We start from the raw sequence: 25,506 nt of genomic DNA, 5'->3' as shown, positions 1-25,506 counted from the left end.
GAAAGTGCACTACCAGCCGGGCCTGGTGATCATGTAGTGCTCGGCGTCGAGGTCGTACCAGCGGTCGGTGCGGCCCACCCGGGTCATGCCGAGGCGGCGCATCACCGACAGCGACGGCGCGTTGTCGGGGCGGGCGATGGCGTGGATCTCGGTGAGCCCGAGCGCCCAGCCGTGGTCGAGCACGGCGCGCGCCGCCTCGGTGGCGTACCCATGGCCCCAGCTGTCCGGGTGCAGGTGCCAGCCGATCTCGATCTCGCCCCGGCCCGGCCCGTCGGACGGGATCGGCATCTCCTTGAGCAGCACCGATCCGGCGACCACGCCGGTGGCACGGACCTCGACGGCCCAGACGCCGTAGCCGGGGTGGGCCGCGTAGTACTCCCGGCGCCGATCCATCAGCAGCGGCGACTGCTCCCGGTTGACCAGCGGGGTGGCCGCGCCGAGCCAGCGCGTCACCTCCTCGCGCCGGTAGGTGTCGTAGTTGCGGTCCAGGTCCGCGGGGCTGTCGGTCCACTCCCGCACCAGCAGGCGGGCCGTCTCCAGGCGCATCGCTCAGACCTCCGCAGGGTTCGGCGGCGCCTGGCGGAATCCGGCGTGGTCCCGCACCCGGGTCACCTCGACGAGGTCCGCGCTGTGGATCTGCATCCGGGCAGTATTCCGACCGCCCACCAGCCGGTCAACGGCACAAATCGGGCCTCAGGCGCGGAACGGGCCGGTGACCTCGTAGGTGATGCCGCCGGAGCCGGAGCGGGCGCCGGAGTAGCCGCGCTGCGACGAGAAGTAGAGCCGGTCGCCCGCCGGATTGAAGGCAGGCCCGGTGATCTCCGAGCGGTCCTGGCCGGGCAGCCGCAGGAACGGGCCGACCGTGCCGTCGGCCGTGATCACGTTGATCTCCATGTTGCCGCCGTCCTCGGCGACGAACAGATCGGCGTTGCGGGGCGCGCCGGTGATGCTGTCGACGCCGCTCAGCGTGCCGCCCGCCGCCGCGTCGTAGGCCAGGCCGAGCGCCGAGGCGGCCGCGTCGTACGCCCACACCCGGTCGTCGCCCTTGGTGGTGAAGTAGCAGACGCCGCTCTCGTACCAGCAGCCCTCACCACCGTCGAAGCGCAGCGCGGCGGGCACCTGCCGCCGGGTGGGCACCCCGGCGCCGTCCCGGCTGGGCACGTCCTGCCAGGTCACCGGCCCCGAGGTGGTGCCCGGCGGGGCGCACAGCACCTGCAGCCGTCCCCGCTCCAGGTCGCCCCAGGTCTCCGGCAGGAAGCGGTAGAGGCAGCCGTCCTCCTCGTCCTCGGTGAGGTAGACGGCGCGCCGTTCGGGGTCGCAGGCGGCGGCCTCGTGCTTGAACCGGCCCATCGCCAGGCGCGCGGGCGCCGGCCGCCGCCCCCACGGGTCGGTCTCGAAGACCCGCCCGTGGGACACCTCCTCGCAGGACAGCCAGGTCTGCCAGGGGGTCGCCCCGCCCGCGCAGTTCACGCGGGTCCGGGCCAGGATGCGGTACGCCGACACGACCGACCCGTCCGCCGCGAACCGCACCGCCGAGGCGCCGCCACCCACGGGGATCTCCGAGTTCGACACGTAGATCCAGCCCGAGCCGTCGGCGAAGCAGGCCCCGCCGTCCGGCGCCCGGTGCCAGGTGTACCCGGTGCCGCCCACCGGCTGCCCGGACCGGGCCACGATCCGGCTGGTGAAGCCGTCCGGCAGCGCCACGCCGTTCGTGTCGGGCGGGCGCAGCGCGCCGTACGGCGAGTCTCCGGGCAGCGCCGTGGCCGCGAACGCCCGCTGCCACAGCACCCCGGACAGCGCCGCCGCGCCCGCACCGGCCAGCCCGGCCCGCAGCAGCTCGCGACGGCGCATCCTGCCTCCTGTGCGCTCAGGACCGGAACGGCCCGGTCACCTCGTACGTGATCCCGCCGGACGACGAGCCGGAGGTGCCCCGCTGCGAGGAGAAGTAGAAGCGGTTCCCGGCCGGGTTGAACGCCGGGCCGGTGATCTCCGAGGAGCCCTGCCCCGTGATGCGCAGGAACGGCGCGATCACGTCGTCCGGCGTGATGACGCAGATCTCCATGTTGCCCCCGTCCTCGGCGACGTACAGGTCGCCGCTGGTGGCGCTGCCGGTGATGTTGTCGACCCCGGTCAGCGGGGCCGTGCCGCTCACCAGCGAGTCGTCGTACGCCAGCTCGATGAACGCGGTGGCCGTGTTGTACGCCCAGACTCGATTGTCGCCCTTGGTGGTGAAGTAGATGATGCCGTTGTCGTACCAGCAGCCCTCACCACCGTTGAACCGCTTCACGCCGCTGACCTGGTTGCGGGTCGCGGTCGGCGAGCCGTCCGGGTCGGGCACGGTCGCCCAGGTCAGCGTGAGCGCGGTGCCCGTGCCGCCCTTGGCCACCTGCAGCGTGCCGGCGGACAGGTTGCCCCAGGTGTTCGGGATGAACCGGTAGAAGCAGCCGTCGGACTGGTCCTCGGTCAGGTAGATGACGTGGTTGACCGGGTCGCAGGCGGCGGCCTCGTGCTTGAACCGGCCCATCGCGGGCCGGGCGACCGCCGCGTTCACGCCCCACGGGTCGGTCTCCCAGACCCGCCCGGTGGTCGTCTCCTCGCAGGACAGCCAGGTGTTCCACGGGGTGTGCCCGCCGGCGCAGTTCGTCGAGGTCCCGGACAGGATGCGGTACGCCCCCGTCACCGTCCCGCCCGAGTTGAACCGCACCGCCGACGCGCCGCCCGAGGAGACCTCCGAGTTCGACACGTAAATCCAGCCCGAGCCGTCGGCGAAGCAGGCGCCGCCGTCCGGTGCGCTGTGCCAGGTGTAGGAGGTGCCGGGCACGGTCTGGCCGGTGCGGGCGATCACCCGGCTGGTGAAGCCGGACGGCAGCATGATCCCGTTCGCGTCGGCGGCCTGGAGCGCGCCGTACGGCCCCGGGCCCGGCTGCGCCGGTGCGGCGAACGCCTCCTTCCACAGCGCGCCCGAGAAGGCGGCGGCGGCCCCGCCCACGACTCCGGCCCGCAGCAGGTTACGACGATCCACGGTAGACCTCCACACATGTCGATGTCTTGAGTGACATCGAGCACGCTAGGGGCCGCGGACGTCATCCAGCCCGCGCTCGCGTGAACGCCTTGTGTACCAAGGGTTTCCGGCCCTTCCCCGGCGGCCTCTGCCTCCGAAGATCGCGGTCTCGTGTCGAAACCTGCGGTCTGGCCCCACCTTTCGACACGAACCGCCGATCTTCACTGGGCGACGGACACTCCTGGCCGCCGGGAGACTCCACCGGCCACGCGGAGATCGCGGTCTCGTGTCCAAAGGTGGGCTCCAAGCGCACTTTTCGACACGAGACCGCGATCTTGGGCCGGCGCCCCGCCCCCCGCGAGGCGCCGGTGGCCAGGGTCAGGCCTCCTTGAGGCCGTAGCGGCGGTAGACCAGGCGGAGGGGGCCGGGCGCCCACCAGTTCCACCGTCCGAGCAGGCGCATCGTGGCGGGCACCAGCACCGCCCGGACCAGCGCGGCGTCGATGGCCACCGCGACGACCATGCCGATGCCGAGCACCTTGATGGTGGTCGCGCCGCCGGTGGCGAAGCCGCCCAGCACCACGATCAGCAGCATCGCCGCCGCGGTGATGATCCCGCCGGTGCGCTGCAGGCCGGACGCGACGGCCTGGGTGTTGTCCCCGGTCGCGTCCCACTCCTCACGCACCCGGGACAGCAGGAACACCTCGTAGTCGGTGGCCAGCCCGAACAGCACGGCCAGCATCAGCACCATGTTCCCGGGCTCCAGGAACCCGGTGACCGTGAAGCCCAGCCACTCCGACAGGTGCCCGTCCTGGAAGATCCAGACGACGACCCCGAACGACGCCCCGATCGAGATCACGTTCATCGCGATCGCCTTGAGCGGCAGCACCACCGACCCGAAGGCCAGGAAGAGCAGCAGGAAGGTGCTGACCGCGACCATGCCGAGCATCCACGGCAGCCGCGAGCCGAGCGACTCGAGCTGGTCCTGGTCGGCCGCGGTGCGCCCACCGACCAGCACCTCCGCCCCCGCGGGCGCGGGCAGCTCCCGGATCCGGTCGACGATGTCGCGGGCGCTCTCGTCGGCGGGCTCACCGGGGTAGGAGGCCGAGATCAGCGTCGCCTGCCCGCGCTGCGCGGTGATCGCGGCGTCCGTGACCCCCTCGACGGCCTTGACCCGGGCCAGCATGTCCTCGGCGCCGGACCCGACGACCAGCACGCTGATCGGGGCGGCGCTGCCACCCGGGAACTCGGCGGCGATGCGCTCGGTGACGGTGCGCGACTCCGTGCCGGCCGGCAGCACCCGCTCGTCGAACCCGCCGAACTTCGCCCCCAGGAACGGCGTCGCCATGAGCACCAGGAACGCGGCCACGGCGACGGCGTACACCACTGGGCGGCGCATCACGCTGCGGGCGATGCGGGCCCAGCCGCCCTCGCCCGCCGCCTTCGGCGAGAAGATCTTCGGCAGCGGTACGCGCAGCGCGTTGACCTTCGGCCCGAGCACCGCGAGCAGGGCGGGCAGCGCGGTGAGCGCGGCGAGCATGGCGACCAGCACGGCGGCCATGCCGCCCCAGGCCATGGACTTGAGGAAGTCCATCGGGAAGATCAGCAGGCTGGCCAGCGCGAGCGCCACGGTCAGCCCGGAGACCAGCACGGTGCGCCCGGCCGTGGCCAGCGTGTGCGCGACGGCTTCGGCAGGGGTGCGCCCGGCGGCCAGCTCCTCGCGGAACCGGCTCACCACGAACAGCGCGTAGTCGATGGCCATACCCAGGCCGAGCATCGTGATGATGTTGACCGCGAACACGGACACGTCGGTGACCTGCGCGATGAGGCGCACCGCGATGAACGCGCCGAGCACCGCGAGGATGCCGACGAACAGCGGCGTGGCCGCCGCGACCAGGCCCCGGAAGATGAAGACCAGCAGCACCAGCAGGATCGGCAGGCTGATCAGCTCGGCCTTGGTGATGTCGTCGCTGATCTGCGTGTTGGCGTCGTCGAGGAACGGCATCAGCCCGCCGACCTCGGTCTCCAGCCCGGCCGCGGTCAGCTCGGGCCGCAGCGCGGCGAGGTCGGCGAGCTTGCTGTTCTCGTCCCCGTCGCGCAACTGGATCGCCAGGTAGGTGGCGTGCCCGTCGGCGGAGGCGAAGCGCGGCGGCACCCCGGGGGTGTACGCGCCGACGACGCTGGTCACCTCGGGCCGCCCGGACAGCTCCGTCGCCACGGCGGTGACCGCGTCCCGGAACGCGGGCTGGTCGTAGGTCAGGCTCTCGGACGAGTACAGCGCCAGGATGTCGACGTCCTGCCGCCCGAGCTGGGCGGTGATCTCCCGGTGCGCCCGGCTGCTCGGGCTGCCCGGGTCGTCGAACCCGCCGCTGATCAGGTCGTTGAAGACGCCGCCGCCCCACGTCGCACCGATGACCACGACCGCCGCCGCGACGGCCAGCACCAGCCAGCGCAACCGGACCACGGCCCGCCCCCACCACGCGAACATCAGTTTCCCTTCCGGAACCCGTATGATGTTTACAGCACTCATTTGAGTGAACGGTGTTTACTTTCGCGGACATCGTTCACCGCCGTCAAGGGGGCTCGATGTCGGACACCTCACACCGCCGTGAGCGGCTGCGCGAGCGCACCGTGGCCGAGATCAAGGAGCTGGCCCGGACGCAGCTGGTCGCGGGCGGCCCGGCGAGCGTCTCGCTGCGCGCCATCGCCCGGGACATGGGCATGACCGCCGCGGCGCTCTACCGCTACTTCCCCGCGCTGGACGCGCTGGTCATCGAGCTGTGCACGGACCTGTTCGACGAGGTGCGCGCCCAGTGCGAGGCCGCCCGCGACGCACTGGACCCGGCCGCGGACCCGGTCGAGCGGCTCGTCGTCATGGCCCGCGCGCTGCGCACCTGGGCCCTGGCGCACCGCCCCGAGGCCACGCTGATCTTCGGCCCGCCCGTGCCGGGCGTGGAGCAGTTCCACGAGCAGTGCGTCGACCTGGAGCACGCGGGCGCGTGCTTCGGCGCGATCTTCATCCAGCCGATGGTGGAGCTGTGGGAGGCCGGACGGCTGCCCGAGGCCGCGCACGTCGACCTGGACCGGCTCGCCGGGGCGCTGCCCGCGCAGGGCGAGCTGCCGCTGGAGGTGACCGCGGTGTTCCTGAACTCCTGGACCAGGCTCTACGGGGTGCTCGCGGCGGAGCTGTTCGGCCAGCTGAGCTGGGCCGCGACCAACACCGAACCGCTGTTCGAAGCGGAGCTCGCCTTCTTCTCGTCGCAGGTCAGGCCGGTCGGCGCCGCTGATTGACTGATCGGCGGCTCAGGACGGTAGGCTCGCCCGCTATGACGCCCGACACATCCGCTCCCCAGCTGCCCGACCGCGCCCGCGTGGTGGTCGTCGGCGGCGGCATCATCGGCACCTCCATCGCGTACCACCTGGCGCACATGGGTTGCAAAGACGTGGTGCTGCTGGAGCGCGACCGGCTCACCTCCGGCACCACCTGGCACGCCGCCGGGCTCATGGTCACCTTCGGCTCGCTCTCGGAGACCTCGACCGAGCTGCGCAAGTACACCCGCGACCTGTACGCGCGGCTGGAGGCGGAGACGGGCCTGGCCACCGGCCTGAAGCAGGTCGGCTTCGTGCAGGTGGCCACCGACACCGACCGGCTGGAGGAGTACCGCCGCGTCGCCGCGTTCAACCGGCTGTGCGGCATCGACGTGCACGAGGTCTCCCCTGCCGAGGTCAAGGGCCTGTTCCCGCTCGCGCACACCGACGACGTGCTGGCGGGCTTCTACGTGGCCGAGGACGGCCGGGCCAACCCCGTCGACGTCACCATGTCGCTGGCCAAGGGCGCCCGGATGCAGGGCGTACGCGTCATCGAGGGCGTCCCCGCCACCGGCTTCCTGCGGCAGGGCAACACGGTCACCGGCGTGCGTACGCCCTACGGCGACATCGAGGCCGAGTACGTGGTCAACTGCGCCGGCATGTGGGCCCGCCAGCTCGGCGAGAAGGCGGGCGTCAGCATCCCGCTCCAGGCCGCCGAGCACTACTACCTGATCACCGAGCCGATCGACGGCATGCACGGCGACCTGCCGGTGCTGGAGGACCCGTCGTCGTACGGGTACTTCCGCGAGGAGGGCGCCGGGCTCATGATCGGCCTGTTCGAGGCGGTCTGTGCTCCGTGGAAGGTGGACGGGATCCCGGACTCGTTCTCCTTCGGCGAGCTGCCCCCGGACTGGGACCGCATGGCGCCGTACCTGGAGAAGGCGATGGCCCGCATCCCGATCTCCACCGAGGTCGGCGTACGCAAGTTCTTCTGCGGGCCGGAGAGCTTCACCCCGGACCTCGCCCCGATCGTCGGCGAGGCGCCCGAGCTGAGGAACTACTTCGTCGCGGCCGGCCTGAACTCGATCGGCATCCTGACCGGCGGCGGCATCGGCCGCGCCATGGCCCACTGGATCCTCAACGGCCGCCCCGACATCGACGTCACCGGCATGAACATCGACCGGCTGCACGGCTACCAGAGCAATCCCGCCTACCGGGCCACCCGCACCGTCGAGTCGCTGGGCATGGTCTACGCCCCGCACTACCCGGGTAAGTCGATGGAGACCGCGCGCGGGGCGAAGCTGTCCCCGCTGCACGAGCGGCTCGCCGGGCAGCGCGCCTACTTCAAGGACGTCAGCGGCTGGGAGAGCCCCGACTGGTACGCCCCCGAGGGGCAGGAGCCGAAGGTCGAGCAGCTGTCCTGGGGGCGGCAGAACTGGTTCGGCAACTGGGCGCAGGAGCACCGGGCCGCCCGCGAGGGCGTGATCCTCATGGACATGTCGTTCATGGCGAAGTTCCTGGTCCAGGGGCGTGACGCGGGTGAGGCGCTGGAGCGGCTGTCCGCCAACCGGGTGAACGGCGACCCCGGCGTGATCACGTACACCCAGTGGCTGAACGAGGGCGGCACGCTGGAGGCCGACCTGACCGTCACCAAGCTCGCCGAGGACCGGTTCTGGGTGGTCGCCTCCGACACCGCGCACCGGCACGTCGAGACGCGTTTGCGCCGCCACTTCGAGCAGACCGGCGCGCACGCCTTCGCCACCGACGTGACCGGGGCGTACGCCCAGATCAACATCCAGGGTCCGCGCTCGCGCGAGCTGCTCGCGGCCGTGACGACCGCGGACGTCTCGAACGAGGCGTTCCCGTTCCGGGCCGCGCGCGAGATCGACCTCGGGTTCGCCCGCGCGCTGTGCATCCGGATCACGTACCTCGGCGAGCTGGGGTACGAGCTGTACGTGCCGGCCGAGCAGGCGGTGCACGCGTACGACCGGCTGACCGAGGCCGGGCGGCCGCTGGGGCTGCGCCACGCGGGGCTCAAGGCGCTGTCCAGCCTGCGCATGGAGAAGGGCTACCGCGACTACGGCCACGACATCGACAACACCGACTCGGTGCTGGAGGCGGGGCTCGGCTTCGCGGTCGCGCTGGACAAGCCCGGCGGGTTCATCGGCCGGGATGCCGTGCTGGCGAGGAAGGCCGAGGGGCCGCTGCGCCGCCGCCTGCTGCAGATCCTGGTCACCGACCCGGAGCCGCTGATGTTCCACGCCGAGGTGGTCCGCCGCGACGGCGTGCCCGTCGGCTACATCCGCGCCGCGTCCTACGGCCACACCCTGGGCGGCGCCGTCGGCCTCGCGATGATCGACGCGGGTGACCAGCCCCTCGACCAGGCGTGGATCGACGCGGGGAGCTGGACGGTCGAGATCGCCGACCGCACCTACCCGGCACTGGTCTCCCTCCGCCCCCTCTACGACCCCGCGAACGACCGCATCCGCTTGTAGTCCGCTGCTCGCAACAGACGTCGGCCTGCCCGGATGTCGGAGTCATCCGGACAGGCCGACGTCGTTCGCAAGGCGGCCCCCTCGACGCGCCTCGCGCGGGTGCCGGGCGGGGTCCGGGGGTCGGGACCCCGCCGGGCACGTCAGGTGCGGCTAGAAGTTACCGGTGTAGAGCAGCCGGTTCGGCGAGCCGCTGCCGGGCGAGCCGACCACGCCCGTGGTGGCGTTGGCGATGAGCGCCGACTGCACCTGGGCCGGGGTGGCGCCCGGGTTGTTCTGCAGGTAGAGCGCGACCGCGCCGGCCACGTGCGGAGTGGCCATCGAGGTGCCGCTGATGGTGTTCGTCGCGGTGTCGTTCGTGAACCACGACGAGGTGATGTTCACGCCGGGCGCGAAGATGTCGACGCAGGTGCCCCGGTTGGCCCAGGAGACCTTGCTGTCGTTGCTCTGCGTCGCCGAGACGGTGATCGCCTCGGGCACCCGGGCGGGCGAGTAGTTGCAGGCGTTGGCGGCGAAGATGCCGAGGATGCCGTTGCCGGCCGCGATGGCGTACGTGACGCCGTCGGCGATGGACGCCTTGACCGCGTTGTCCAGCACCGTGTCGGCGCCGCCGCCGAGGCTCATGTTGGCGACCGCGGGCTCGCCGGGGTCGTGGTCGGCGGTGACCCAGTCGATGCCCGCGACGACCTGCTCGGTGGTGCCGCTGCCCTCGGCGTCCAGCACCCGTACGCCGACCAGCGTCACGCCCTTGGCCACGCCGTACGTGGTGCCGCCGACGGTCCCGGCGACGTGGGTGCCGTGCCCGTTGGCGTCGTCGGCCGTGCCGCCGTCGATGGCGTCGAAGCCGGACACCGCCCGCCCGCCGAACTCGCTGTGCGCGAACCGGATCCCGGTGTCGATGATGTACGCCCGCACCGACGAGGCGGTGTTCGAGTACGTGTACGAGTTGCTCAGCGGCAGGCTGCGCTGGTCGATGCGGTCGATGCCCCAGGTGGCGGGCGACTGCGTGGCGCTGATCCGGTGCACCATGTTCGGCTGCACGTAGGCCACCGCGGGGTCGGCGGCGATGCGGCGCGCGGACAGGGCGCTGCCGGTGAACGAGAAGCCCTTGAGCCCGGCGCGGAAGGTCTTGCGCAGGCCGGCGCCGTGCCGGTCGGTGAGCGACTTCGCCTGGGAGACGTCGGCGCCGGGCTTGAACACGACGACGTAGCTGCCGGCGACCACCTCGCCGCTGACCGGCAGCACGGGCGCCTCCGGCGGCGCAGCCGCGGCCGCTGCGGGCAGCGCGGTGGCGCCGGCGAGCACCACCGCCACGCTCAGCACGAACGTGCGGGCACGTTTCATGTCGGTTCCTCCCCTGGTCAGGCCGGCGGCCCGTCGCTCGTGGCTCGTCACAGGGCGCGCCGGAACTGTTTTGGAGGAACGTATACGTGGAATATGAATATTTGAAGACTTCTCTTTTCTGAGGTCTTCCTATTCACTGGGAAGGTTGGGGACCCTTCCGCAGCCCGCGCCCGCCCCACACACCCGCCTTGACCTGCACAAATGCCAACGGCGCCGAGTCGGTTGGGGTGACGGCGGAGCCCGGCCGCGGTCCGGTCAGCGCACCGCCGCCCGCCGCTCCAGCCACCGCTCGAACAGCCAGCGCAGCACGTCGTAGAGGTAGAACAGCGGCACGGTCACCACGGTGAAGCCGGTGACGAACTCGGCCTCGCTCAGCTCCAGCGGCTTGATCAGCAACACGCCCCCCGTGACGATCACGGCGAGAAGCGGCACGCACACGGCCAGGGCCAGGGCCACGGCCGCGTTGTCCCGCCGCCGCTCCATCCGGTAGTGGTCCCTGCCCAGCCGCACCCGCTCGACGCGGCACTCCCCCGGGGCGAGCACACCCTGGCTCACCAGGAACGGCGTCTCGACCTGGTGATCACGCCACTGCTGACGGGCCCGCCTCCGGCCCGGCATCAGGCCACCGGGCCAGCTGTACCCGCCGATCAGCTCGGCCTCGCGCCGCCGCAGCGTCGCCCGCGCGGGACGGCGGCCGAGGCGGCGGATCGCACGCCGGTGCCGGCCGAGCGCCAGCAGCGAGCGGCGCCAGGACCGGCGGCTGGACTCCAGCGTGCGCAGCGCGGCGAGCAGCGCGGACGGCTCGGTCAGCGGGCCGTGCAGATCCGTCAGCAGCTTCAGGGTGGCGTGGTAGCCGAACGGCGCGTACGCGCTGATGCAGCGCTTGAGCGCCAGCAGGCGGGTGGGCGGCGGCAGCGAGTCGTCGCGCACCCGGCGCGCCTCTGCGGGGAAGGCCATCGCGGGAGCGTAGTCGAGCTCCGCCCGGCGCCGCTCCCGCGTTTCGCGGCTAGGCCGCCGGCTGGGGCGCGGGCTCTGCGGCGCGCTCGGAGCGGATCTCGTGGCCGACGCTGGTCAGGCAGCGGCCGGTCTCCAGGTTCCACTTCCAGCCGTGCAGCTGGCAGGTGAGCTGGTTGCCCTCGACGATGCCGAAGCGGGTCAGGTCCGCCTTCAGGTGCGGGCAGCGGCGCTGGAACGAGAAGCCGCCCACGGTGATGTCCTCGGCGTCCGGCCGCTGCGACTCGTACCAGCCCTCGGCGTACTGCAGGCGCTCCTCGGACAGGCACTTGAAGAACGCGTACACGAACTCGTTGTACTGCCCGATGCGGGCGGCGGAGAAGCGGCAGGACAGGAACAGCGAGTTGACCCAGTCGCCCTCGTCGATGAAAAGCAGGTGCTCGATCAGGCGGCGCTCGGTGCGGAACCGGTAGCGGACCTTCTCGTCGGCGGCGATCCGGACCTCCTTGCCCGGGAAGTCCACCAGGATCGACTCGATGACGTCGCCCTCCGGGCTGGTCAGGTCGAAGCGGACCGGGCCGCCCACGCCCTGCGCCAGCCGCACCGACTCGTCCAGCAGCGGCTCGATGCGCGCCTTCATCCCGGCCAGCACGTCGATCTCCGGGTGCGACCAGGAGGCCTTCTCGGCCTCGATGACCACCCGCTGGCGCTCCTGGTACGCCTTGAGGTGCTCCTCCTTGTTCGCGAAGAACTCGTCGAGGTCGGCCACCGGGTGCGTGGTCTCGCACGAGTCCGCCGTCAGCGCGGACACCGAGCCCGGCAGCAGCACCACGCCGTTGGTGCCGCCGACCTTGGCGTACTCCTTCACGAACTCCGACTGGTCGGGGAAGATGTTGCCCTCGTCGCCGAAGATGTCGTTGAACTGCCACAGCTCGTCGTCGAGGAAGCACGGCGGCCCCGCGATCGGGAAGACCCAGCTCGCCTTCAGGTCGTCGATGTAGCGCCAGGTGCGGTCGAACTGCCGCTCGCGCTTCTGCTTGCCGAACGCGGTCTTGGCCGACTGGGGCAGCTCGTAGACCATCGGATACCAGATGGCCCCGGAGAACTGCAGCATGTGCGCGTGCACGTGGCCCAGCTCGGTGAAGCGCATCAGATCGGTCGGGCGGGCGTCGTTCTGGTTCAGCACGCGGACGCCGTCGTGCTCGACCCACAGCGACGAGTCGCCGATCGGGCCGTCGGTCGGCGAGATCAGCGCCTGGATCATGACCTTCAGGCCGCCGTCCAGCTCGTGCACCTCGTCCGAGACGGTCTTGAAGAAGCGGGTGAAGCCCAGGTCGCGCAGCTCGTCCTCCAGCTGCGAGGTCGGGTACTCCGGCAGCAGCACGGTCGCCTTCTTGGAGACGTACCGCTTCAGGTGGGCCGCGTCGAAGTGGTCGCGGTGCAGGTGCGAGACGTAGAGGTAGTCGACGTCGCCCAGGGTCTCCCAGTCCAGCTGCGAGTTGTCCGGGAAGGGGAACCACGAGGCGAAGTACGCCGGGTTCACCCACGGGTCGCACAGGATGGAGCCCGCCGCCGTGTCGATCCGCATGCTGGCGTGTCCCGTACCGGTGATCCGCACTGCCCGTTTCCCTTCTCGCCGCCGTCCGCCGACAACTGGAACGCTACCCGAGAGCCCCGGCGGGCCGATTCACCGCCACCGGGCCGTGACATGCCGGACTCCCCCGAAGCGGTCGATCACGCCATGCCAGACTGTATTGCCACCACCGCGACGCGGCGCCGGCAGGCGCTGTCCGCCGGGGCCCCGCACGTCGAGAGAGAAGGACCAGACCGTGGCCGCAGAAGAGCCGGTAACCTCGCCCGACCAGCACACTCCCACGCCGGTGAAGGCCGCCCGGGTGGCCGGGGTCGTGGTGATCGTCATGCTGCTGCTGATGCTGTTCGGCAACCACGAGGGCAACGTCGAGACCCTCTGGCTGATCGGCGTCGCGGCGACGCTCGCCGCCATCCTCATCATCGACGTGGTGCTGCGCCGCAACGGCCTGCGCGACTGACCCGCACACGAACGGCCCCGGCCGCCCTTGGAGGGCGCGGCCGGGGCCGTTTCACGTGAGCCGGGGTCCGGCGTGACTCAGCGCCGCCCGACGATCTCGCGCAGGTCGCGGAGGGCCTGCTCCACCTCGGCCTCGTAGTAGCCGCCGGGGACCAGGTTCAGCCGGCCCGGGTCGAGCTCGCTGTCGTTGACCGGGCCGCCGCTGCGGCCGGCCAGCGAGCTGAGCGCGGTCTCGAACAGCCGGTCCACCTGCTGCGGGTCGTAACCGCTGCCGAAGCGCCGCAGCTGGAACGTGCGCCGCAGCTGGTCCACCCGGGCCAGCTCGCCCGTGTAGGCAGGGCCGGACGGGACAGACGGCGCCGCTGGCGGCGGGGGCGGAGGCGGGCCGTAGCCGCCGCCACCGTAGGACGAGACGGCCGGAGCCGGGGGCACCGCGCTGAACGTGTTCGTGGCGTCGGCGTCGTACCCGCCGCGCGCCGGCGGCGGGTTGTCGCGGTACACCGGCTGCTGCGCGGTCACCGAGCCGAAGCCGCTGCTCGGCCCGTACGGGTCGACGCGGGGCGGCTCCGGCATACGCGGCGGCTCGTTGCGCGGCGGCTGCGGCTGCATGCGGATCTCGCTGGTCATGTCGGACCGGCCCTGGCCGCCGCCGAAGCCGTCGAAGCTGCTCTGCGGGCCGGGCACCATGCCCTGCCCGGCGAACTGGGGCTGCTGCTCCTCGTAGCGCGGCTCGAAGCGCGGCAGGGCGCCGGTCGGCGCGCTGGCCGCGGGCGTGCGGGTGGGCAGCGGCGGAGGCGGCGGGCCCATCCGGTCCGGCATCGGCGCGGGCGGGGCCGGCGCCTGCGCCTGCGGGCTCATGCTGGCGCGCAGCTCGGCGCCGCGGCCGGGCGCGGCCGGGCGCTCCTCCAGCTCGGCGAGCTGGCGCTCCACCCGGTCGAGGTGCAGGTCGACCTGCCACTCGTCGTAGCCGCCGAAGCGCACCCGGAAGACGACGTCCCGGACCTCCTGCGAGCGCACATCGGGACCGGCCGGAGATCCGTTGAGGGTCGCCTCCACCCGGTCGAGGAACGTGTCGACCTCGTCGACCTTGTAGCCGCGGCGCATCGCACGCCGGCGGAACCGCTGACCATGCGAGCTCACGCCGTTACCTCCATGCCGATGCCGACTACTCGCTGCGCTCGTCGCCAGCGTGGGTCAACCGTGTCCATGATTCGCTCGCTGTGCTCGCTCATGCCTCAACCTCGCTAGCAGCCAACTGCCCACACGCGCCGTCAATCTCACGTCCCCGGGTGTCACGCACCGTAGTGGCGACTCCGGCCGCGCGCAACCTCCGCACGAACTCCCGCTCCACCGGCTTGGGACTGGCGTCCCACTTGCTGCCCGGTGTCGGGTTGAGCGGGATGAGATTGACGTGCGCCAGCCGCCCCGACAGCAGGCGACCCAGCAGGTCGGCCCGCCACGGCTGATCGTTCACGTCCCTGATCATGGCGTACTCGATGCTGACCCGGCGACCGGTGCGGGCGGCGTACGCCCACGCGGCATCGAGCACTTCGGCAACCTTCCACCGCTGATTCACCGGCACGAGTTCATCGCGAAGGTCATCATCGGGCGCGTGCAGCGAGAGCGCAAGGGTCACCGAGAGGTCTTCCTCGGCCAGCTTCCGCATGGCGGGCACGAGCCCCACGGTGGACACCGTGATGTGGCGCTGGGACAGGCCGAGGCCCTCCGGCGCGGGACTGGTGAGCCGGCGTACGGCGTCGATGACGCGGTTGTAGTTGGCCAGCGGCTCGCCCATGCCCATGAAGACGACGTGGCTCAGCCGCCGCGGCGCGCCGCCCATCACCCCGGACGCGGCGATCCCGGCCAGGTAGACCACCTGGTCGACGATCTCGGCGGTGGACAGGTTGCGGGTCAGGCCCGCCTGCCCGGTGGCGCAGAACGGGCAGGCCATGCCGCAGCCCGCCTGGCTGGAGATGCAGACGGTCACGCGGTCGGCGTAGCCCATGAGCACGCTCTCGACCATGGACCCGTCGTGCAGCCGCCAGAGCGCCTTGCGCGTGTCGCCGCCGTCGCAGGCCAGCTCGCGCACCGGGGTCAGCAGCCGGGGCAGCAGCGTGCCGGTGAGGCGCTCGCGCGCGGCGGCCGGGATGTCGGTCATCCCGGCCGGGTCGCGCTCCAGGCGCCCGAAGTAGTGCGTCGACAGCTGGCCGGCGCGGAAGGCCTGCTCGCCCAGCTCGGACACGGCGGCGCGCCGCCCCGCCAGATCGAGGTCGGCGAGGTGGCGCGGCGGCATGGATGCCCGGCGCGTCGTCGCACCGTCACCATCGGTAACGGAAATCAAGGGAAGGCTCGTCATGACCGCTCCAGTGTCCCACGTCCGGTCACCCGCGCCAGCCCCCGAGGGTGCCAACAGCGCTGCTGACGGGCCCGATCACGCGCTGCTCTGTGTCTCAACTCACGGGGTCGGCGCGAGCACGGACAGCAACAGGTAGGCCACCGGCACCGCGAACACGATCGAGTCGAGCCGGTCCATGATGCCGCCGTGGCCCGGCAGGATGTTGCTCATGTCCTTGATGCCGAGATCCCGCTTGAGCAGCGACTCGGCCAGGTCGCCGAGCACCGCCGCCACCGCGATCACCACGCCGAACACCGCACCCCACCAGGGCGCGACGTCCAGCAGCGCCCACAGGATCGCCGCGCTGCCCGCACCGGCCGCGATCACCGACCCGGCGAAGCCCTCCCAGGACTTCTTCGGGCTGATCACCGGCGCCATCGGGTGCCTGCCGAACAGCACGCCCGCGACGAAGCCGCCGGTGTCGGAGAGGACCACCGCGGCCAGCGTCGCCACGATCCGCCACTGCCCGTCCGCGGGCGTCGTCAGCGGCGCGGCGAAGCCGAGCAGGAACGGGACGTACACCATGATCAGCGCAGCGGCGCCGATGTCGCGCTGGTAGCCGGCCGGGCCGTCGCCCATCCGCCACACCATGGTGGCCAGCACGGTGATCAGCAGGCCGATGCTGAGCGCGTCGACGCCCGCGTACCAGGCCAGGCTCATCATCGCGACCGCGCCGCCGAGCAGCGGGACCAGTGGCGGGTTGGCGCCGGAGCCGCGCACCGCGCGGGCCATCTCCCACACGCCCAGCCCGGCCGCGGCGACCAGGATCAGCACGAAGAACTGCTTGGCGAAGAACAGCGGGGTCAGGATGACCGCGAGCAGGCCGACGCCGACCGCGATGGACAGCGGCACGTTGCGGCCCGCCCGGCCGTAGTCCTTCTTCGGCTCGGCCGGGTCGGGCGCGTGGTCCTGCGGCGCGGCGTCGCGGTCGGCACGTCGGCGGCCGGCGCGCGGCGGGTCGGCGGGCGCGTCGGAGGGGTCGGTATACGCGTCGGGCGCGGCATCGTGGGGGTGCCGCGCCCGGGAGGCGCCGGACCGGCGAGGGTCCGTGTCGTATGGCTCGCTCATCAGACTTCGAGCAGCTCGGCTTCCTTGTGCTTGAGGAGCTCGTCGATGTGCGCGACGTACTTGCCGGTCAGGTCGTCGAGCTCCTTCTCCGCCCGGCGCACCTCGTCCTCGCCCGCCTCGCCGTCCTTGACGATGCGGTCGAGCTCCTCCTTGGCCTTACGGCGTACGTTGCGGATCGCGATCTTCGCGTCCTCGCCCTTGCCCCGCGCGATCTTGGTCATGTCGCGGCGGCGCTCCTCGGTCATCGGCGGGACCATGATGCGCAGCTGGGTGCCCTCGTTGCCGGGGTTCACGCCCAGGTCCGAGTCGCGGATCGCCCGCTCCATCGCACCGATCTGCGAGGTGTCGTACGGCTTGATGATCACCATGCGCGGCTCGGGCACGCCGATCGACGCCATCTGCGGCAGCGGCGTGGGCGTGCCGTAGTAGTCGATCACGATCTTGGAGAACATCGCCGCGTTGGCACGGCCCGTGCGGATCGCCGCGAACTCCTCCTTCGCGTGCTCGACCGCCCGGTCCATCTTCTCCTCGGCCTCGAGGAGCGTGTCGTCGATCACGGGCCTCTCCGTCTCTGATCGTGTGCCGGGCGGGCCCCGGCGGTCGCGGCGGGCCGGTGGGCCCCGCTCCGCGCCGCGCCGGGTCGCCGGTCACTGATTGCGGCTGTGCTCTGTCTTCGATCATCCGCCTGACGGCGGCCTCATGCTCGTATCACGTCCGAGCCCGCGCCGACGTGTCCCGCGCGAACGCGTACCCGTACGGCGCGCGGAGCCCGTCCGCACGCGGCCATAGGGTACCGCTCGCCACGGCGGCCGCTGCGCGAGCCCGCCCCGCCGTCAGGAGGCGGTGATCAGGGTGCCGATCTTCTCGCCGCTGACCGCGCGCACGATGGTGTCGTCGCCCTCGGCGCCGAAGACCAGCATCGGCAGGCCGTTGTCGGCGCACAGGCTGAACGCGGCCGCGTCGGCCACCCGGATGCCCTGGCGCAGCACCTCGCCGAAGGTGATGTGATCGATCTTCACCGCGTCGGGGTTGGTGCGCGGGTCGGCGGTGTAGACCGCGTCCACGCCGTTCTTGCTCATCAGCACCACGTCCGCGTGGATCTCCAGTGCACGCTGGGCGGACACCGTGTCGGTGGTGAAGTACGGCATGCCGGCGCCGCCGCCGAAGATGACCACGCGGCCCTTCTCCAGGTGCCGGATCGCCCGCAGCGGGATGTACTGCTCGGCGACCTGGGCCATCGTGATCGCGGTCTGCACCCGCGTCTCGATGCCCTCCTTCTCCAGGAAGTCCTGCAGCGCCAGGCAGTTCATCACGGTGCCCAGCATGCCCATGTAGTCGGCGCGCGCCCGGTCCATGCCGCGCTTCTGCAGCTCGGCGCCGCGGAAGAAGTTGCCCCCGCCGACGACGACCGAGACCTGCACCCCGCGGCGCACCACCGTGGCGATCTGGCGGGCGATCCCGGCCACGACGTCCGGATCGACCCCTACCTCGCCACCGCCGAAGACCTCGCCGGAGAGCTTCAGCACCACCCGGTTGAACTGGTGTCCGGACATCAGCACCCTCTCTGCTCACCAACCTGCGACCGCGCAGGCGGTACGGAAAAGGGAGGCCGTGGCTGCCACCGACGACCTCCCTTCGTTACTGCTTTCCGCTCGGGGCGGCTCAGGCCTGGCCGACCTCGAACCGCGCGAAGCGGGTGACCTCGATGCCGGCCTCGGCCAGCACCTGCTTCACCGTCTTCTTCTGGTCGCTGACCGACGGCTGCTCGATCAGGACGAAGTCCTTGAAGAACGAGTTCACCCGGCCCTCGACGATCTTCGGCAGGGCGGCCTCGGGCTTGCCCTCCTCGCGAGCGGTCTGCTCGGCGATGCGGCGCTCGGACTCGACGATCTCGGCCGGCACCTCCTCGCGGGTGACGTACTTCGGCCGCATGGCCGCGATCTGCATCGCGATCGAGCGGGCGTCGTCCGCACCGGCCTCGTCGGTCTTGCCGGTGTACGCGACCGCGACACCCACCTGCGGGGGCAGGTCGGCGCTCTTGCGGTGCATGTACACCGCCACGTCGCCGTCCAGCACCGCGAAGCGGCCGATGACCAGCTTCTCACCGATCTTGGCGGACTGGTCCTGGATCAGGTCGGCGACGGTGCCGTCACCGATCTTGCTGGCCAGCAGCGCCTCGACGTCGGCCGGCTTGGTGGCGGCGACGTGGGCGACCAGCTGGTTGGCCAGCGCGATGAAGGCGTCGTTCTTGGCGACGAAGTCGGTCTCGCAGTTCAGCTCGAGCAGCGCGCTGCCCGAGTGCGCGACCAGACCGTTGGCGGTGGTGCGGCCGGCACGCTTGCCGACGTCCTTCGCGCCCTTGACGCGCAGGATCTCCACAGCCTTGTCGAAGTCGCCCTCGGCCTCCTCGAGCGCCTTCTTGCAGTCCATCATGCCGGAGCCGGTCAGCTCACGGAGCCGCTTGACGTCTGCAGCGGTAAAAGTGGACATCAGTTCCCTCTTTGGTAGAAGACTTCGCAAGTCGTACCACACGGTGCGGGCTCATGACCCGCACCGTGTGACAGCGGGTCACTCAGCGGCGGCGGCGGGCTGCTCGGCCGGCTTGTCACCGGTCAGCAGCTCCTGCTCCCACTCGGCCAGCGGCTCGTCGGCCGCGACGGTGCCGGGCTCCGGCTTCACGTCGCCGCCACGGGCGGCCTTGCCGGAGCGGGCGATCAGGCCGTCGGCCACCGCGCTCGCGATGACCTTGGTCAGCAGCTCGGCCGAGCGGATCGCGTCGTCGTTGCCCGGGATCGGGAAGTCGACCTCGTCCGGGTCGCAGTTCGTGTCCAGGATCGCGATCACCGGGATGCCCAGCTTGCGGGCCTCGTCGACGGCGATGTGCTCCTTCTTGGTGTCCACGATCCAGACCGCGGCCGGGAGCTTCTGCATGTCCCGCAGACCACCGAGGGTCTTGGTGAGCTTGGTCTTCTCCCGCGACAGCTGCAGGGTCTCCTTCTTGGTGTACCCCGCGGCGGTGCCGGTCAGGTCGATCGACTCCAGCTCCTTCATGCGCTGCAGCCGCTTGTACACCGTCTGGAAGTTGGTGAGCATGCCGCCCAGCCAGCGGTGGTTGACGTAGGGCATGCCCACGCGCGCGGCCTGCTCGGCCACGGCCTCCTGGGCCTGCTTCTTCGTGCCCACGAAGAGCACGGTGCCGCCCTCGGCCACGGTGTTGCGGACGAAGCTGTACGCCTTCTCGATGTAGTCGAGCGTCTGGCGCAGGTCGATGATGTAGATGCCGTTGCGCTCGGTGAAGATGAAGCGCTTCATCTTCGGGTTCCAGCGGCGGGTCTGGTGCCCGAAGTGAACGCCGCTCTCCAGCAGCTGGCGCATGCTGACAACAGCCATGTCAGGCCAATCTTCTCGGCACGGTGTGAAACCGTGCGTTCCCTGGTTGAACCGGCGGCCGGTGGCCGCCGCCTGGCGCCCGGTCGTCGGCCATGGTGGAACCCCGCGAAGCGAGGACCAGGGAGGCCGCCGCCCAGCCTGTCGAAGGCGGGAGGGCGCGCGAAGTCGACCACGAGTTGTGGTCGCGAGAGTCAAGTGTACGCGGTGCCCCGGGCCACTCTCCCCCGGGACACCGCATGCACGACGTCCTCAGGCCGCGGTGCCCGCGGCGAGCAGCAGGCCGAGGCCCACCAGCAGGTAGACCAGCGGGGTGCGCAGCCACACCCGGGGGCCCTGGAACTGCACCGCGGTGGCCGCGCCGGTGGTCACCGCGTACAGGCCGAGGGCCAGGAACGGCAGGCCCAGCATGGCCAGCAGCGGGGCCAGCGCCGGACCGGCCGGGCCGTCGAACGCGCCGTCGAGCAGCGAGCGGGCCATCATCAGCTCGCCGAGGCCCGCGACCACGCCGAACAGCACCAGCAGCGCCGGGCGCTTGCTGCGGTAGATGCCGTCGGAGTCGCTGACCGAGCGGCGCACCGCGGCGGCGTCGACGGTCGAGGTCGGCTGCTGGATCGGGTCCGGCGCGCCGCCCAGCATCGGGGGTCCCGCCGGGGACATCGGCGGCCCGGCCGGGGACATCGGGGACATCGGCATCGGCGGCACGTCCGGGCGCTGGACGCGCGGGGCGAAGCCCGGGTCCGGCGGCGGCAGCGGCTCGCCCGAGCGGGCGCCGCGGGGCGCGAAGTCGGGGTCCACCGGCGGCGCCGAGCGCGGGCCGCGCGGTGCGAAGTCCGGGTCGGCCGGGGCCTGGTAGCGGTCGCGGCCGCGGTCCCAGTCGTCGCCGCGGTCCCACTCGCGGTCGTCGGCGCGCTCGCGGCCGGAGCTCAGCTCGGCCAGCGAGGCGTAACGGCTGTCCCCGCCGGAGCGCGGCGCCGGGACACGGGAGTCCCCGTCGAAGTCGTACGAGTACTGGTCGGGCGTGCGCCGGTCGTCGCGGCCGCCACGCTGCTCGCGGAAGGAGCTCCAGTCGGCGAAATCGTCATGTCCGTCCACGGGCGCCCACCGTAGAGGAGTTTTCACCTCGGCGCCAACAAGCCGTCCCAATAACAGATCAACTGCATGATCAGGCGCATATCCCCAAGCGGAGCTCCGTCCACAGCCGACGGATCGTCCGGATGGCCTCGGGGCGGCCCGCACGCCCATGCTCGGCGGCCATGACGAAGGTGACACAGGCGGTCGGCGCCTGGGGAGAACGCCTGGCCGCCGCGCATCTGCTGGCCGCGGGCATGGTGCTGCTCGACCGCAACTGGCGCGGCGCCGCCGGGGAGATCGACATCATCGCGCGCGACGGCGACGCGGTGGTCTTCTGCGAGGTGAAGACCCGGCGCAGTGCGACCTACGGCACACCCGCCGAGGCGGTCGCGCGGGCCAAGGTGCGGCGGCTGCGGCAGCTCGCCGCGCAGTGGCTGGCGATCACGGGGGTACGCCCCAGCGAGGTGCGCTTCGACGTGGTCAGCGTGTACGCCCGCCGCGGCGCCGAACCCGTCGTGCAGCACATCCGCGGCGCGTTCTGATGAGCTACGCGAGAGTCCTGTGCGCGGCGCTGGAGGGCGTCACCGGGCACCTGGTCCGGGTCGAGGCGGTGCTCGCCAACGGGCTGCCCGGCGTCCTGGTCTCCGGCCTGCCGGACGCCGCGCTCAACGAGGCCCGGGAGCGGGTCCGCGCAGCCATCACCAACTCCGGCGAGACCTGGCCCCAGCGCCGCATCACCGTCAACCTCGACCCGGCCGATCTGAAGAAGCGGGGTTCGGGTTTCGACGTCGCCGTCGCGCTGGCGATCCTCGGCGGCACCGGGACCCTGCCGCTGGTCGCGCTCGACGGCGTGCTGGTCCTGGGCGAGCTGGGGCTGGACGGCTCGGTCCGGCCGGTGCGCGGGGTGCTGCCGATGGTCGCCGCGGCGGCCCGGCACGGCGTCACCGAGGCGATCGTGCCGCTCGGCAACGCCGCCGAAGCGGCCCTGGTGCCCGGGGTGCGCGTGCACGCGGCGGACACGCTGAACCGCGTCACCGGCTTCGTACGCGGCCGCAACGCGCTGCTCGACCCGCCGGACGTCCCACCACCGGCCCTCGGCCCGGAACCGGACCTCGCCGACGTCGCCGGGCAGGAGACGGGCCGGCTCGGCATCGAGGTCGCCGCCGCGGGCGGGCACCACCTGGCGCTGTTCGGGCCGCCCGGCGCGGGCAAGACCATGCTCGCCCAGCGGCTGCCGTCGCTGCTGCCCCTGCTCGACGACGCCGCCGCGCTGGAGGTGACCGCCCTGCACTCAGTCGCGGGCGTGCTGCCGCCCGGGGCGCCGCTCATCCGGCGGCCGCCGTTCCAGGCCCCGCACCACACCGCCTCGGTGGCGTCGCTGGTCGGCGGCGGCAGCGGGCTGGCCCGCCCCGGCGCGCTGTCGCTGGCCCACCGCGGGGTCCTGATGCTCGACGAAGCGCCCGAATTCAGCCGGCAGGCCCTGGACACGCTGCGCCAGCCGCTGGAGGACGGCATCGTCACGCTGGGCCGCACCCGCGGCATCGTCGTGTACCCGGCCCAGGTCCAGCTGGTGCTCGCCGCCAACCCGTGCCCGTGCGCCCGCCCGGTCGGCGACGTCGCGTGCACGTGCAGCCCGCACGCCCGGCGGCGATACATCGGCCGCATCTCCGGGCCGCTGCTCGACCGGATCGACATCCAGCTGCAGCTGCCCCAGGTGAGGGCGGCCCACCTGTTCACCGACCGCGCCACGCGGGAGCCGTCGCGCACGGTCGCGCAGCGGGTCGCCGCCGCCCGCGCGGTCGCCGCCGAGCGCTGGAGCGGGCTCGGCGCGCGCTGCAACGCCGAGGTGCCCGGCACGGTGCTGCGCCAGCGCCGATGGCGGCTGCCCGACACGGACACCGCCGTGCTGCGGCACCGGCTGGACACCGGAGCGCTGTCCGCCCGCGGTCACGACCGCGTGCTCCGGGTCGCGTGTACAGAGCTATGGGGGACGTATCTCTCGCCCGGTCAAGTCGGGTAGCCAGAAATCCTGGGCGTCCTTTGGGTCCTCAAGAGACAAATCCAGCGCACATGTACCCAGTTCAGCCCGATTGCCAGAGTTGATCATTGCCCAGAACTGGGCTAACGTAATCGATGAAGTTGAGCTGTATCCCCGCTCCACGGACCATGGGCTGCCGTGGCGGGCCTACCCCCTGCATGACTTGAGACTTTGTCCAGGTCCGACAGGAGTCTGCGACCGCGCCCATGGCGAACCTTCCCGATCATCAGCGGCGATCGGGCAGGACACCGGAACGCCCGAGTGGCCGTGCCGCACAGAACCTCCACATCCGGAGATCACTGTGCCCACCCCCCTTAGCCACGCCGAACGTGGCCGTCTCGGAGCAGCGAAGACTCATGCGGGTCGCTCCCCGGAGGAGCGAAAGGAACACGCCAGGCGGGCCTATCTCGTTGGCGCTGTTCGCACTGTCGTCGATCGTGCGCCCGAACTCACTGATGATCAAATGGCACGCCTACGCGCGCTGTTCGCCCCGGCGCTCCAGGCAGGCGAGCGGTCGTGAACACGGGAAAGGGCCGCCCCGACGAGAACGGCCCTAACTACGGAAACCCTGCTCAGCATTCTACCGGGGTGCTGACCAGCACGTCCATCGACGCCACCCGCTGTGTGCGCTGCAACTTCGACACCACCGAGCGGTACGACGGACTGCCGCAGCACCGGCAGTGCTGGGATGCTGCGGCGCTAGCTGACGTGCCCACCGGTCCGGCCGTGGACAACGTCCACCTTCACGGCGCGCTCGCCTGGCACGACGCGGGCACGACCGTAATCCCCGCACGCGCTGACGGTTCCAAGCGTCCGGTGCACGAGTGGAAGTCGTTTACCGGCGAGCGCCCCCCGCGCAGCCAGGTTGAGCAGTGGTTCACCGCCCACCCGGATTGGGGCGTCGGGATCGTCTGCGGCCAGGTGTCCGGGAATCTCGAAATGCTCGAAACGGAGGGGCGTGCCAGTGACCCTGCCAGCCGGGCGCGGATCGAGCAGGAGTGCATCGCGCGTGGCGTGGGCGAGCGGTGGAAATCCCTGCTGAACGAGGGATACGCAGAGATGACGCCATCGGGTGGCATTCACATCCTCTATCGCATCGCCGACCAGCCCGTTCCCGGCAACCAGAAGATCGCCATGTCGGCCGACTCGAAGACCACATACGCAGAGACGCGTGGTGAGGGTGGGTTCGTGATCCTCGCGCCGTCCAGCGGGAAGGTTCACCCGACTGGCAAGCCGTGGTCAGCGTGCGATGGCTCGCAGGTCGGCCAGGATGTCCGAACGCTGACGTGGGACGAACGGCAGGCCATCCACGCCGCGATCAGGGCTGCGCTGGATGAGCGTGTCCTTCCTACCTACGAGCGTCCGGCAGGTGTCGCCGAGTACGACCGCGCAAACGGCGACCGTCCGGGCGACGCGTTCAACGACGACCCCTCGATCACGATCCACGAAATCCTGACCCGCAACGGCTGGAAGTACCTGGGCAGGAAGCAGGGTCAGGACGAGTACGTGCACCCGAACTCGTCGAACATGTCCACCGGTTCGGCGCGTACCGGCAAGGACGGCTCGCCGAACCTCTACGCCTGGTCAGGTATGCCACTGGAGGGCTCCTATGACAAGTTCGCCGTCCTGACTCACCTGGAGTACGGCGGGGATTTCTCTGCCTGTTCGGCGGCACTGAGGAGGCTTGGCTACGGGGCGGACCGCCAGGTGGACGACCTGGACGACTGGAACACGGACGACGATGCCGGCCAGGCTGGAGCAACTCCGGAAGCCCAGGAAGGTGCAGCGGCTTCGCTGTTCGTGGACGTGGCGAAGCTGCTGACGGACGGGATTCCGCCACCCCCAGCGCCTGTGCTACTCACCCGCGATGACGGCAACAAGCTGTTCTACGCGCAGAAGGTCAACGTGCTGTTCGGCGACCCCGAGTGCGGCAAGACATGGATTGCTCTGGCTGCCGTGGTTGAGGCGCTGAACAGCGGCGGGCGTGCCGCCGTCATCGACCTGGACCACAACGGGGCGGGAGAAATCATCACCCGGCTGACGATCCTGGGTGCCCGTAAGACGGTGCTGGGCGACCCTCAGCGTTTCCTGCTGGCCGAGCCGGAAAGTGGTGATGATCTGATCCGTGTGGTTCACGCGCTTAAGGCGTGGACGCCCACGGTAGTTGTCGTCGATTCGCTGGGCGAGTTGGTGCCGATGCTCGGGCTGAACTCCAGCAACCCGGACGACTACACGAGCGCCCATCGCCGGACGCTGACCGTTCTGGAGCGGTCGGGGGCTGCGGTGATCGCCATCGACCACCTTCCGAAGTCTGACGAGGCACGTGACCGGGGTCAGACCGGAACGATGGCGAAGAAACGGGCGATCAACGGTGTCTCGCTGCGGGTCACGGTGT

Annotated in this window: 21 protein-coding genes; 6 read left to right on the top strand and 15 right to left on the bottom strand. The window is 71.4% G+C overall.

Annotation, left to right across the window (positions count from 1 at the left end; all coding sequences use genetic code 11):
* Positions 1-9 precede the first annotated feature (9 nt).
* The 4 genes from Cba03nite_RS35310 to Cba03nite_RS35295 all read right to left on the bottom strand — a co-directional run bounded on the left by Cba03nite_RS35310 (position 10) and on the right by Cba03nite_RS35295 (position 5,488).
* On the bottom strand, positions 10-546 hold the full coding sequence (locus Cba03nite_RS35310) for a GNAT family N-acetyltransferase (protein ID WP_203756101.1): 537 nt from the start codon (positions 544-546) through the stop codon (positions 10-12).
* Between the two features lie 147 nt (positions 547-693).
* Entirely contained in the window at positions 694-1,851 is a 1,158-nt protein-coding gene (locus tag Cba03nite_RS35305) for an alkaline phosphatase PhoX (protein WP_203756099.1), read from the bottom strand.
* 16 nt (positions 1,852-1,867) lie between these two features.
* Positions 1,868-3,022 (bottom strand): alkaline phosphatase PhoX, encoded by a 1,155-nt coding sequence (locus Cba03nite_RS35300; RefSeq protein WP_203756098.1) that lies wholly within the window; start codon positions 3,020-3,022, stop codon positions 1,868-1,870.
* 357 nt (positions 3,023-3,379) lie between these two features.
* Positions 3,380-5,488: an MMPL family transporter gene (locus Cba03nite_RS35295; RefSeq protein ID WP_203756097.1), complete on the bottom strand. Its 2,109-nt coding sequence runs from the start codon at positions 5,486-5,488 to the stop codon at positions 3,380-3,382.
* Between the two features lie 98 nt (positions 5,489-5,586).
* Between Cba03nite_RS35295 and Cba03nite_RS35290 the strand changes: the two genes are divergently transcribed.
* Together Cba03nite_RS35290 and Cba03nite_RS35285 are read left to right on the top strand one after the other, a co-directional pair.
* Complete coding sequence (locus tag Cba03nite_RS35290; protein WP_203756096.1) at positions 5,587-6,291, top strand: TetR/AcrR family transcriptional regulator; 705 nt, start codon at positions 5,587-5,589, stop codon at positions 6,289-6,291.
* Positions 6,292-6,326: 35 nt separating this feature from the next.
* Complete coding sequence (locus Cba03nite_RS35285; protein WP_203756095.1) at positions 6,327-8,804, top strand: GcvT family protein; 2,478 nt, start codon at positions 6,327-6,329, stop codon at positions 8,802-8,804.
* Positions 8,805-8,954: 150 nt separating this feature from the next.
* On the opposite strand, the gene Cba03nite_RS35280 is transcribed toward Cba03nite_RS35285, so the two are convergent.
* From Cba03nite_RS35280 to Cba03nite_RS35270, 3 genes are all read right to left on the bottom strand, one after another.
* Positions 8,955-10,145: a S8 family peptidase gene (locus Cba03nite_RS35280; protein WP_203756094.1), complete on the bottom strand. Its 1,191-nt coding sequence runs from the start codon at positions 10,143-10,145 to the stop codon at positions 8,955-8,957.
* Positions 10,146-10,400: 255 nt separating this feature from the next.
* On the bottom strand, positions 10,401-11,102 hold the full coding sequence (locus Cba03nite_RS35275) for a hypothetical protein (protein WP_203756093.1): 702 nt from the start codon (positions 11,100-11,102) through the stop codon (positions 10,401-10,403).
* 49 nt (positions 11,103-11,151) lie between these two features.
* Positions 11,152-12,717: a Rieske 2Fe-2S domain-containing protein gene (locus tag Cba03nite_RS35270; protein ID WP_203756092.1), complete on the bottom strand. Its 1,566-nt coding sequence runs from the start codon at positions 12,715-12,717 to the stop codon at positions 11,152-11,154.
* Positions 12,718-12,928: 211 nt separating this feature from the next.
* Between Cba03nite_RS35270 and Cba03nite_RS40145 the strand changes: the two genes are divergently transcribed.
* A complete protein-coding gene (locus tag Cba03nite_RS40145) occupies positions 12,929-13,150 on the top strand; it encodes a DUF2631 domain-containing protein (RefSeq protein ID WP_239126253.1) in 222 nt (73 codons plus the stop codon).
* 77 nt (positions 13,151-13,227) lie between these two features.
* On the opposite strand, the gene Cba03nite_RS35260 is transcribed toward Cba03nite_RS40145, so the two are convergent.
* From Cba03nite_RS35260 to Cba03nite_RS35225, 8 genes are all read right to left on the bottom strand, one after another.
* Positions 13,228-14,289: a DivIVA domain-containing protein gene (locus tag Cba03nite_RS35260; RefSeq protein ID WP_203756090.1), complete on the bottom strand. Its 1,062-nt coding sequence runs from the start codon at positions 14,287-14,289 to the stop codon at positions 13,228-13,230.
* 88 nt (positions 14,290-14,377) lie between these two features.
* Positions 14,378-15,505 carry a dual-specificity RNA methyltransferase RlmN gene (gene rlmN / locus Cba03nite_RS35255; protein WP_203756087.1) on the bottom strand — a complete coding sequence of 376 codons (1,128 nt, stop codon included), beginning with the start codon at positions 15,503-15,505 and terminating at the stop codon, positions 14,378-14,380.
* A 99-nt stretch (positions 15,506-15,604) separates the two neighbouring features.
* Positions 15,605-16,612 carry a phosphatidate cytidylyltransferase gene (locus Cba03nite_RS35250; RefSeq protein ID WP_203756084.1) on the bottom strand — a complete coding sequence of 336 codons (1,008 nt, stop codon included), beginning with the start codon at positions 16,610-16,612 and terminating at the stop codon, positions 15,605-15,607.
* Complete coding sequence (frr, locus tag Cba03nite_RS35245; RefSeq protein WP_203756083.1) at positions 16,612-17,169, bottom strand: ribosome recycling factor; 558 nt, start codon at positions 17,167-17,169, stop codon at positions 16,612-16,614. The genes Cba03nite_RS35250 and frr overlap by 1 nt, the downstream gene beginning before the upstream one ends.
* A 276-nt stretch (positions 17,170-17,445) precedes the next feature.
* The gene (gene pyrH, locus Cba03nite_RS35240) at positions 17,446-18,165 is read right to left on the bottom strand and encodes a UMP kinase (protein WP_203756082.1); all 720 of its coding nucleotides are present in this window, start codon (positions 18,163-18,165) and stop codon (positions 17,446-17,448) included.
* Positions 18,166-18,274: 109 nt separating this feature from the next.
* Entirely contained in the window at positions 18,275-19,102 is an 828-nt protein-coding gene (gene tsf, locus Cba03nite_RS35235) for a translation elongation factor Ts (protein ID WP_203756081.1), read from the bottom strand.
* Between the two features lie 78 nt (positions 19,103-19,180).
* Positions 19,181-20,002 carry a 30S ribosomal protein S2 gene (gene rpsB / locus Cba03nite_RS35230; protein ID WP_203756080.1) on the bottom strand — a complete coding sequence of 274 codons (822 nt, stop codon included), beginning with the start codon at positions 20,000-20,002 and terminating at the stop codon, positions 19,181-19,183.
* 249 nt (positions 20,003-20,251) lie between these two features.
* Positions 20,252-21,094 carry a hypothetical protein gene (locus tag Cba03nite_RS35225; protein WP_203756079.1) on the bottom strand — a complete coding sequence of 281 codons (843 nt, stop codon included), beginning with the start codon at positions 21,092-21,094 and terminating at the stop codon, positions 20,252-20,254.
* A gap of 161 nt (positions 21,095-21,255) precedes the next feature.
* Here Cba03nite_RS35225 and Cba03nite_RS35220 point away from each other — a divergent pair, with 161 nt between their 5' ends.
* From Cba03nite_RS35220 to Cba03nite_RS35210, 3 genes are all read left to right on the top strand, one after another.
* On the top strand, positions 21,256-21,615 hold the full coding sequence (locus Cba03nite_RS35220) for a YraN family protein (protein ID WP_203756078.1): 360 nt from the start codon (positions 21,256-21,258) through the stop codon (positions 21,613-21,615).
* Positions 21,615-23,093: a YifB family Mg chelatase-like AAA ATPase gene (locus tag Cba03nite_RS35215; protein WP_203756075.1), complete on the top strand. Its 1,479-nt coding sequence runs from the start codon at positions 21,615-21,617 to the stop codon at positions 23,091-23,093. Before Cba03nite_RS35220 ends, Cba03nite_RS35215 begins: the two co-directional genes overlap by 1 nt.
* Positions 23,094-23,699: 606 nt before the next feature.
* Positions 23,700-25,506: bifunctional DNA primase/polymerase (locus tag Cba03nite_RS35210; protein WP_203756072.1), on the top strand; the 1,807-nt coding region annotated here is incomplete at its 3' end.

This window comes from Catellatospora bangladeshensis (assembly GCF_016862575.1).
Lineage (GTDB): Bacteria > Actinomycetota > Actinomycetes > Mycobacteriales > Micromonosporaceae > Catellatospora > Catellatospora bangladeshensis.
Note: the sequence above shows the minus strand (reverse complement) of the source record. Positions and strands in the feature narration are given on the sequence as shown.

Excerpts from the sequence above, each read along its gene's own strand:
- Cba03nite_RS35310 (WP_203756101.1), bottom strand. The coding sequence starts at position 546 with ATGCGCCTGGAGACGGCCCGCCTGCTGGTGCGGGAGTGGACCGACAGC.
- Cba03nite_RS35305 (WP_203756099.1), bottom strand. The coding sequence starts at position 1,851 with ATGCGCCGTCGCGAGCTGCTGCGGGCCGGGCTGGCCGGTGCGGGCGCG.
- Cba03nite_RS35295 (WP_203756097.1), bottom strand. The coding sequence starts at position 5,488 with ATGTTCGCGTGGTGGGGGCGGGCCGTGGTCCGGTTGCGCTGGCTGGTG.
- Cba03nite_RS35290 (WP_203756096.1), top strand. The coding sequence starts at position 5,587 with ATGTCGGACACCTCACACCGCCGTGAGCGGCTGCGCGAGCGCACCGTG.
- Cba03nite_RS35285 (WP_203756095.1), top strand. The coding sequence starts at position 6,327 with ATGACGCCCGACACATCCGCTCCCCAGCTGCCCGACCGCGCCCGCGTG.
- Cba03nite_RS35280 (WP_203756094.1), bottom strand. The coding sequence starts at position 10,145 with ATGAAACGTGCCCGCACGTTCGTGCTGAGCGTGGCGGTGGTGCTCGCC.
- Cba03nite_RS35275 (WP_203756093.1), bottom strand. The coding sequence starts at position 11,102 with ATGGCCTTCCCCGCAGAGGCGCGCCGGGTGCGCGACGACTCGCTGCCG.
- rlmN (WP_203756087.1), bottom strand. The coding sequence starts at position 15,505 with ATGACGAGCCTTCCCTTGATTTCCGTTACCGATGGTGACGGTGCGACG.
- Cba03nite_RS35250 (WP_203756084.1), bottom strand. The coding sequence starts at position 16,612 with ATGAGCGAGCCATACGACACGGACCCTCGCCGGTCCGGCGCCTCCCGG.
- pyrH (WP_203756082.1), bottom strand. The coding sequence starts at position 18,165 with ATGTCCGGACACCAGTTCAACCGGGTGGTGCTGAAGCTCTCCGGCGAG.
- tsf (WP_203756081.1), bottom strand. The coding sequence starts at position 19,102 with ATGTCCACTTTTACCGCTGCAGACGTCAAGCGGCTCCGTGAGCTGACC.
- rpsB (WP_203756080.1), bottom strand. The coding sequence starts at position 20,002 with ATGGCTGTTGTCAGCATGCGCCAGCTGCTGGAGAGCGGCGTTCACTTC.
- Cba03nite_RS35220 (WP_203756078.1), top strand. The coding sequence starts at position 21,256 with ATGACGAAGGTGACACAGGCGGTCGGCGCCTGGGGAGAACGCCTGGCC.
- Cba03nite_RS35215 (WP_203756075.1), top strand. The coding sequence starts at position 21,615 with ATGAGCTACGCGAGAGTCCTGTGCGCGGCGCTGGAGGGCGTCACCGGG.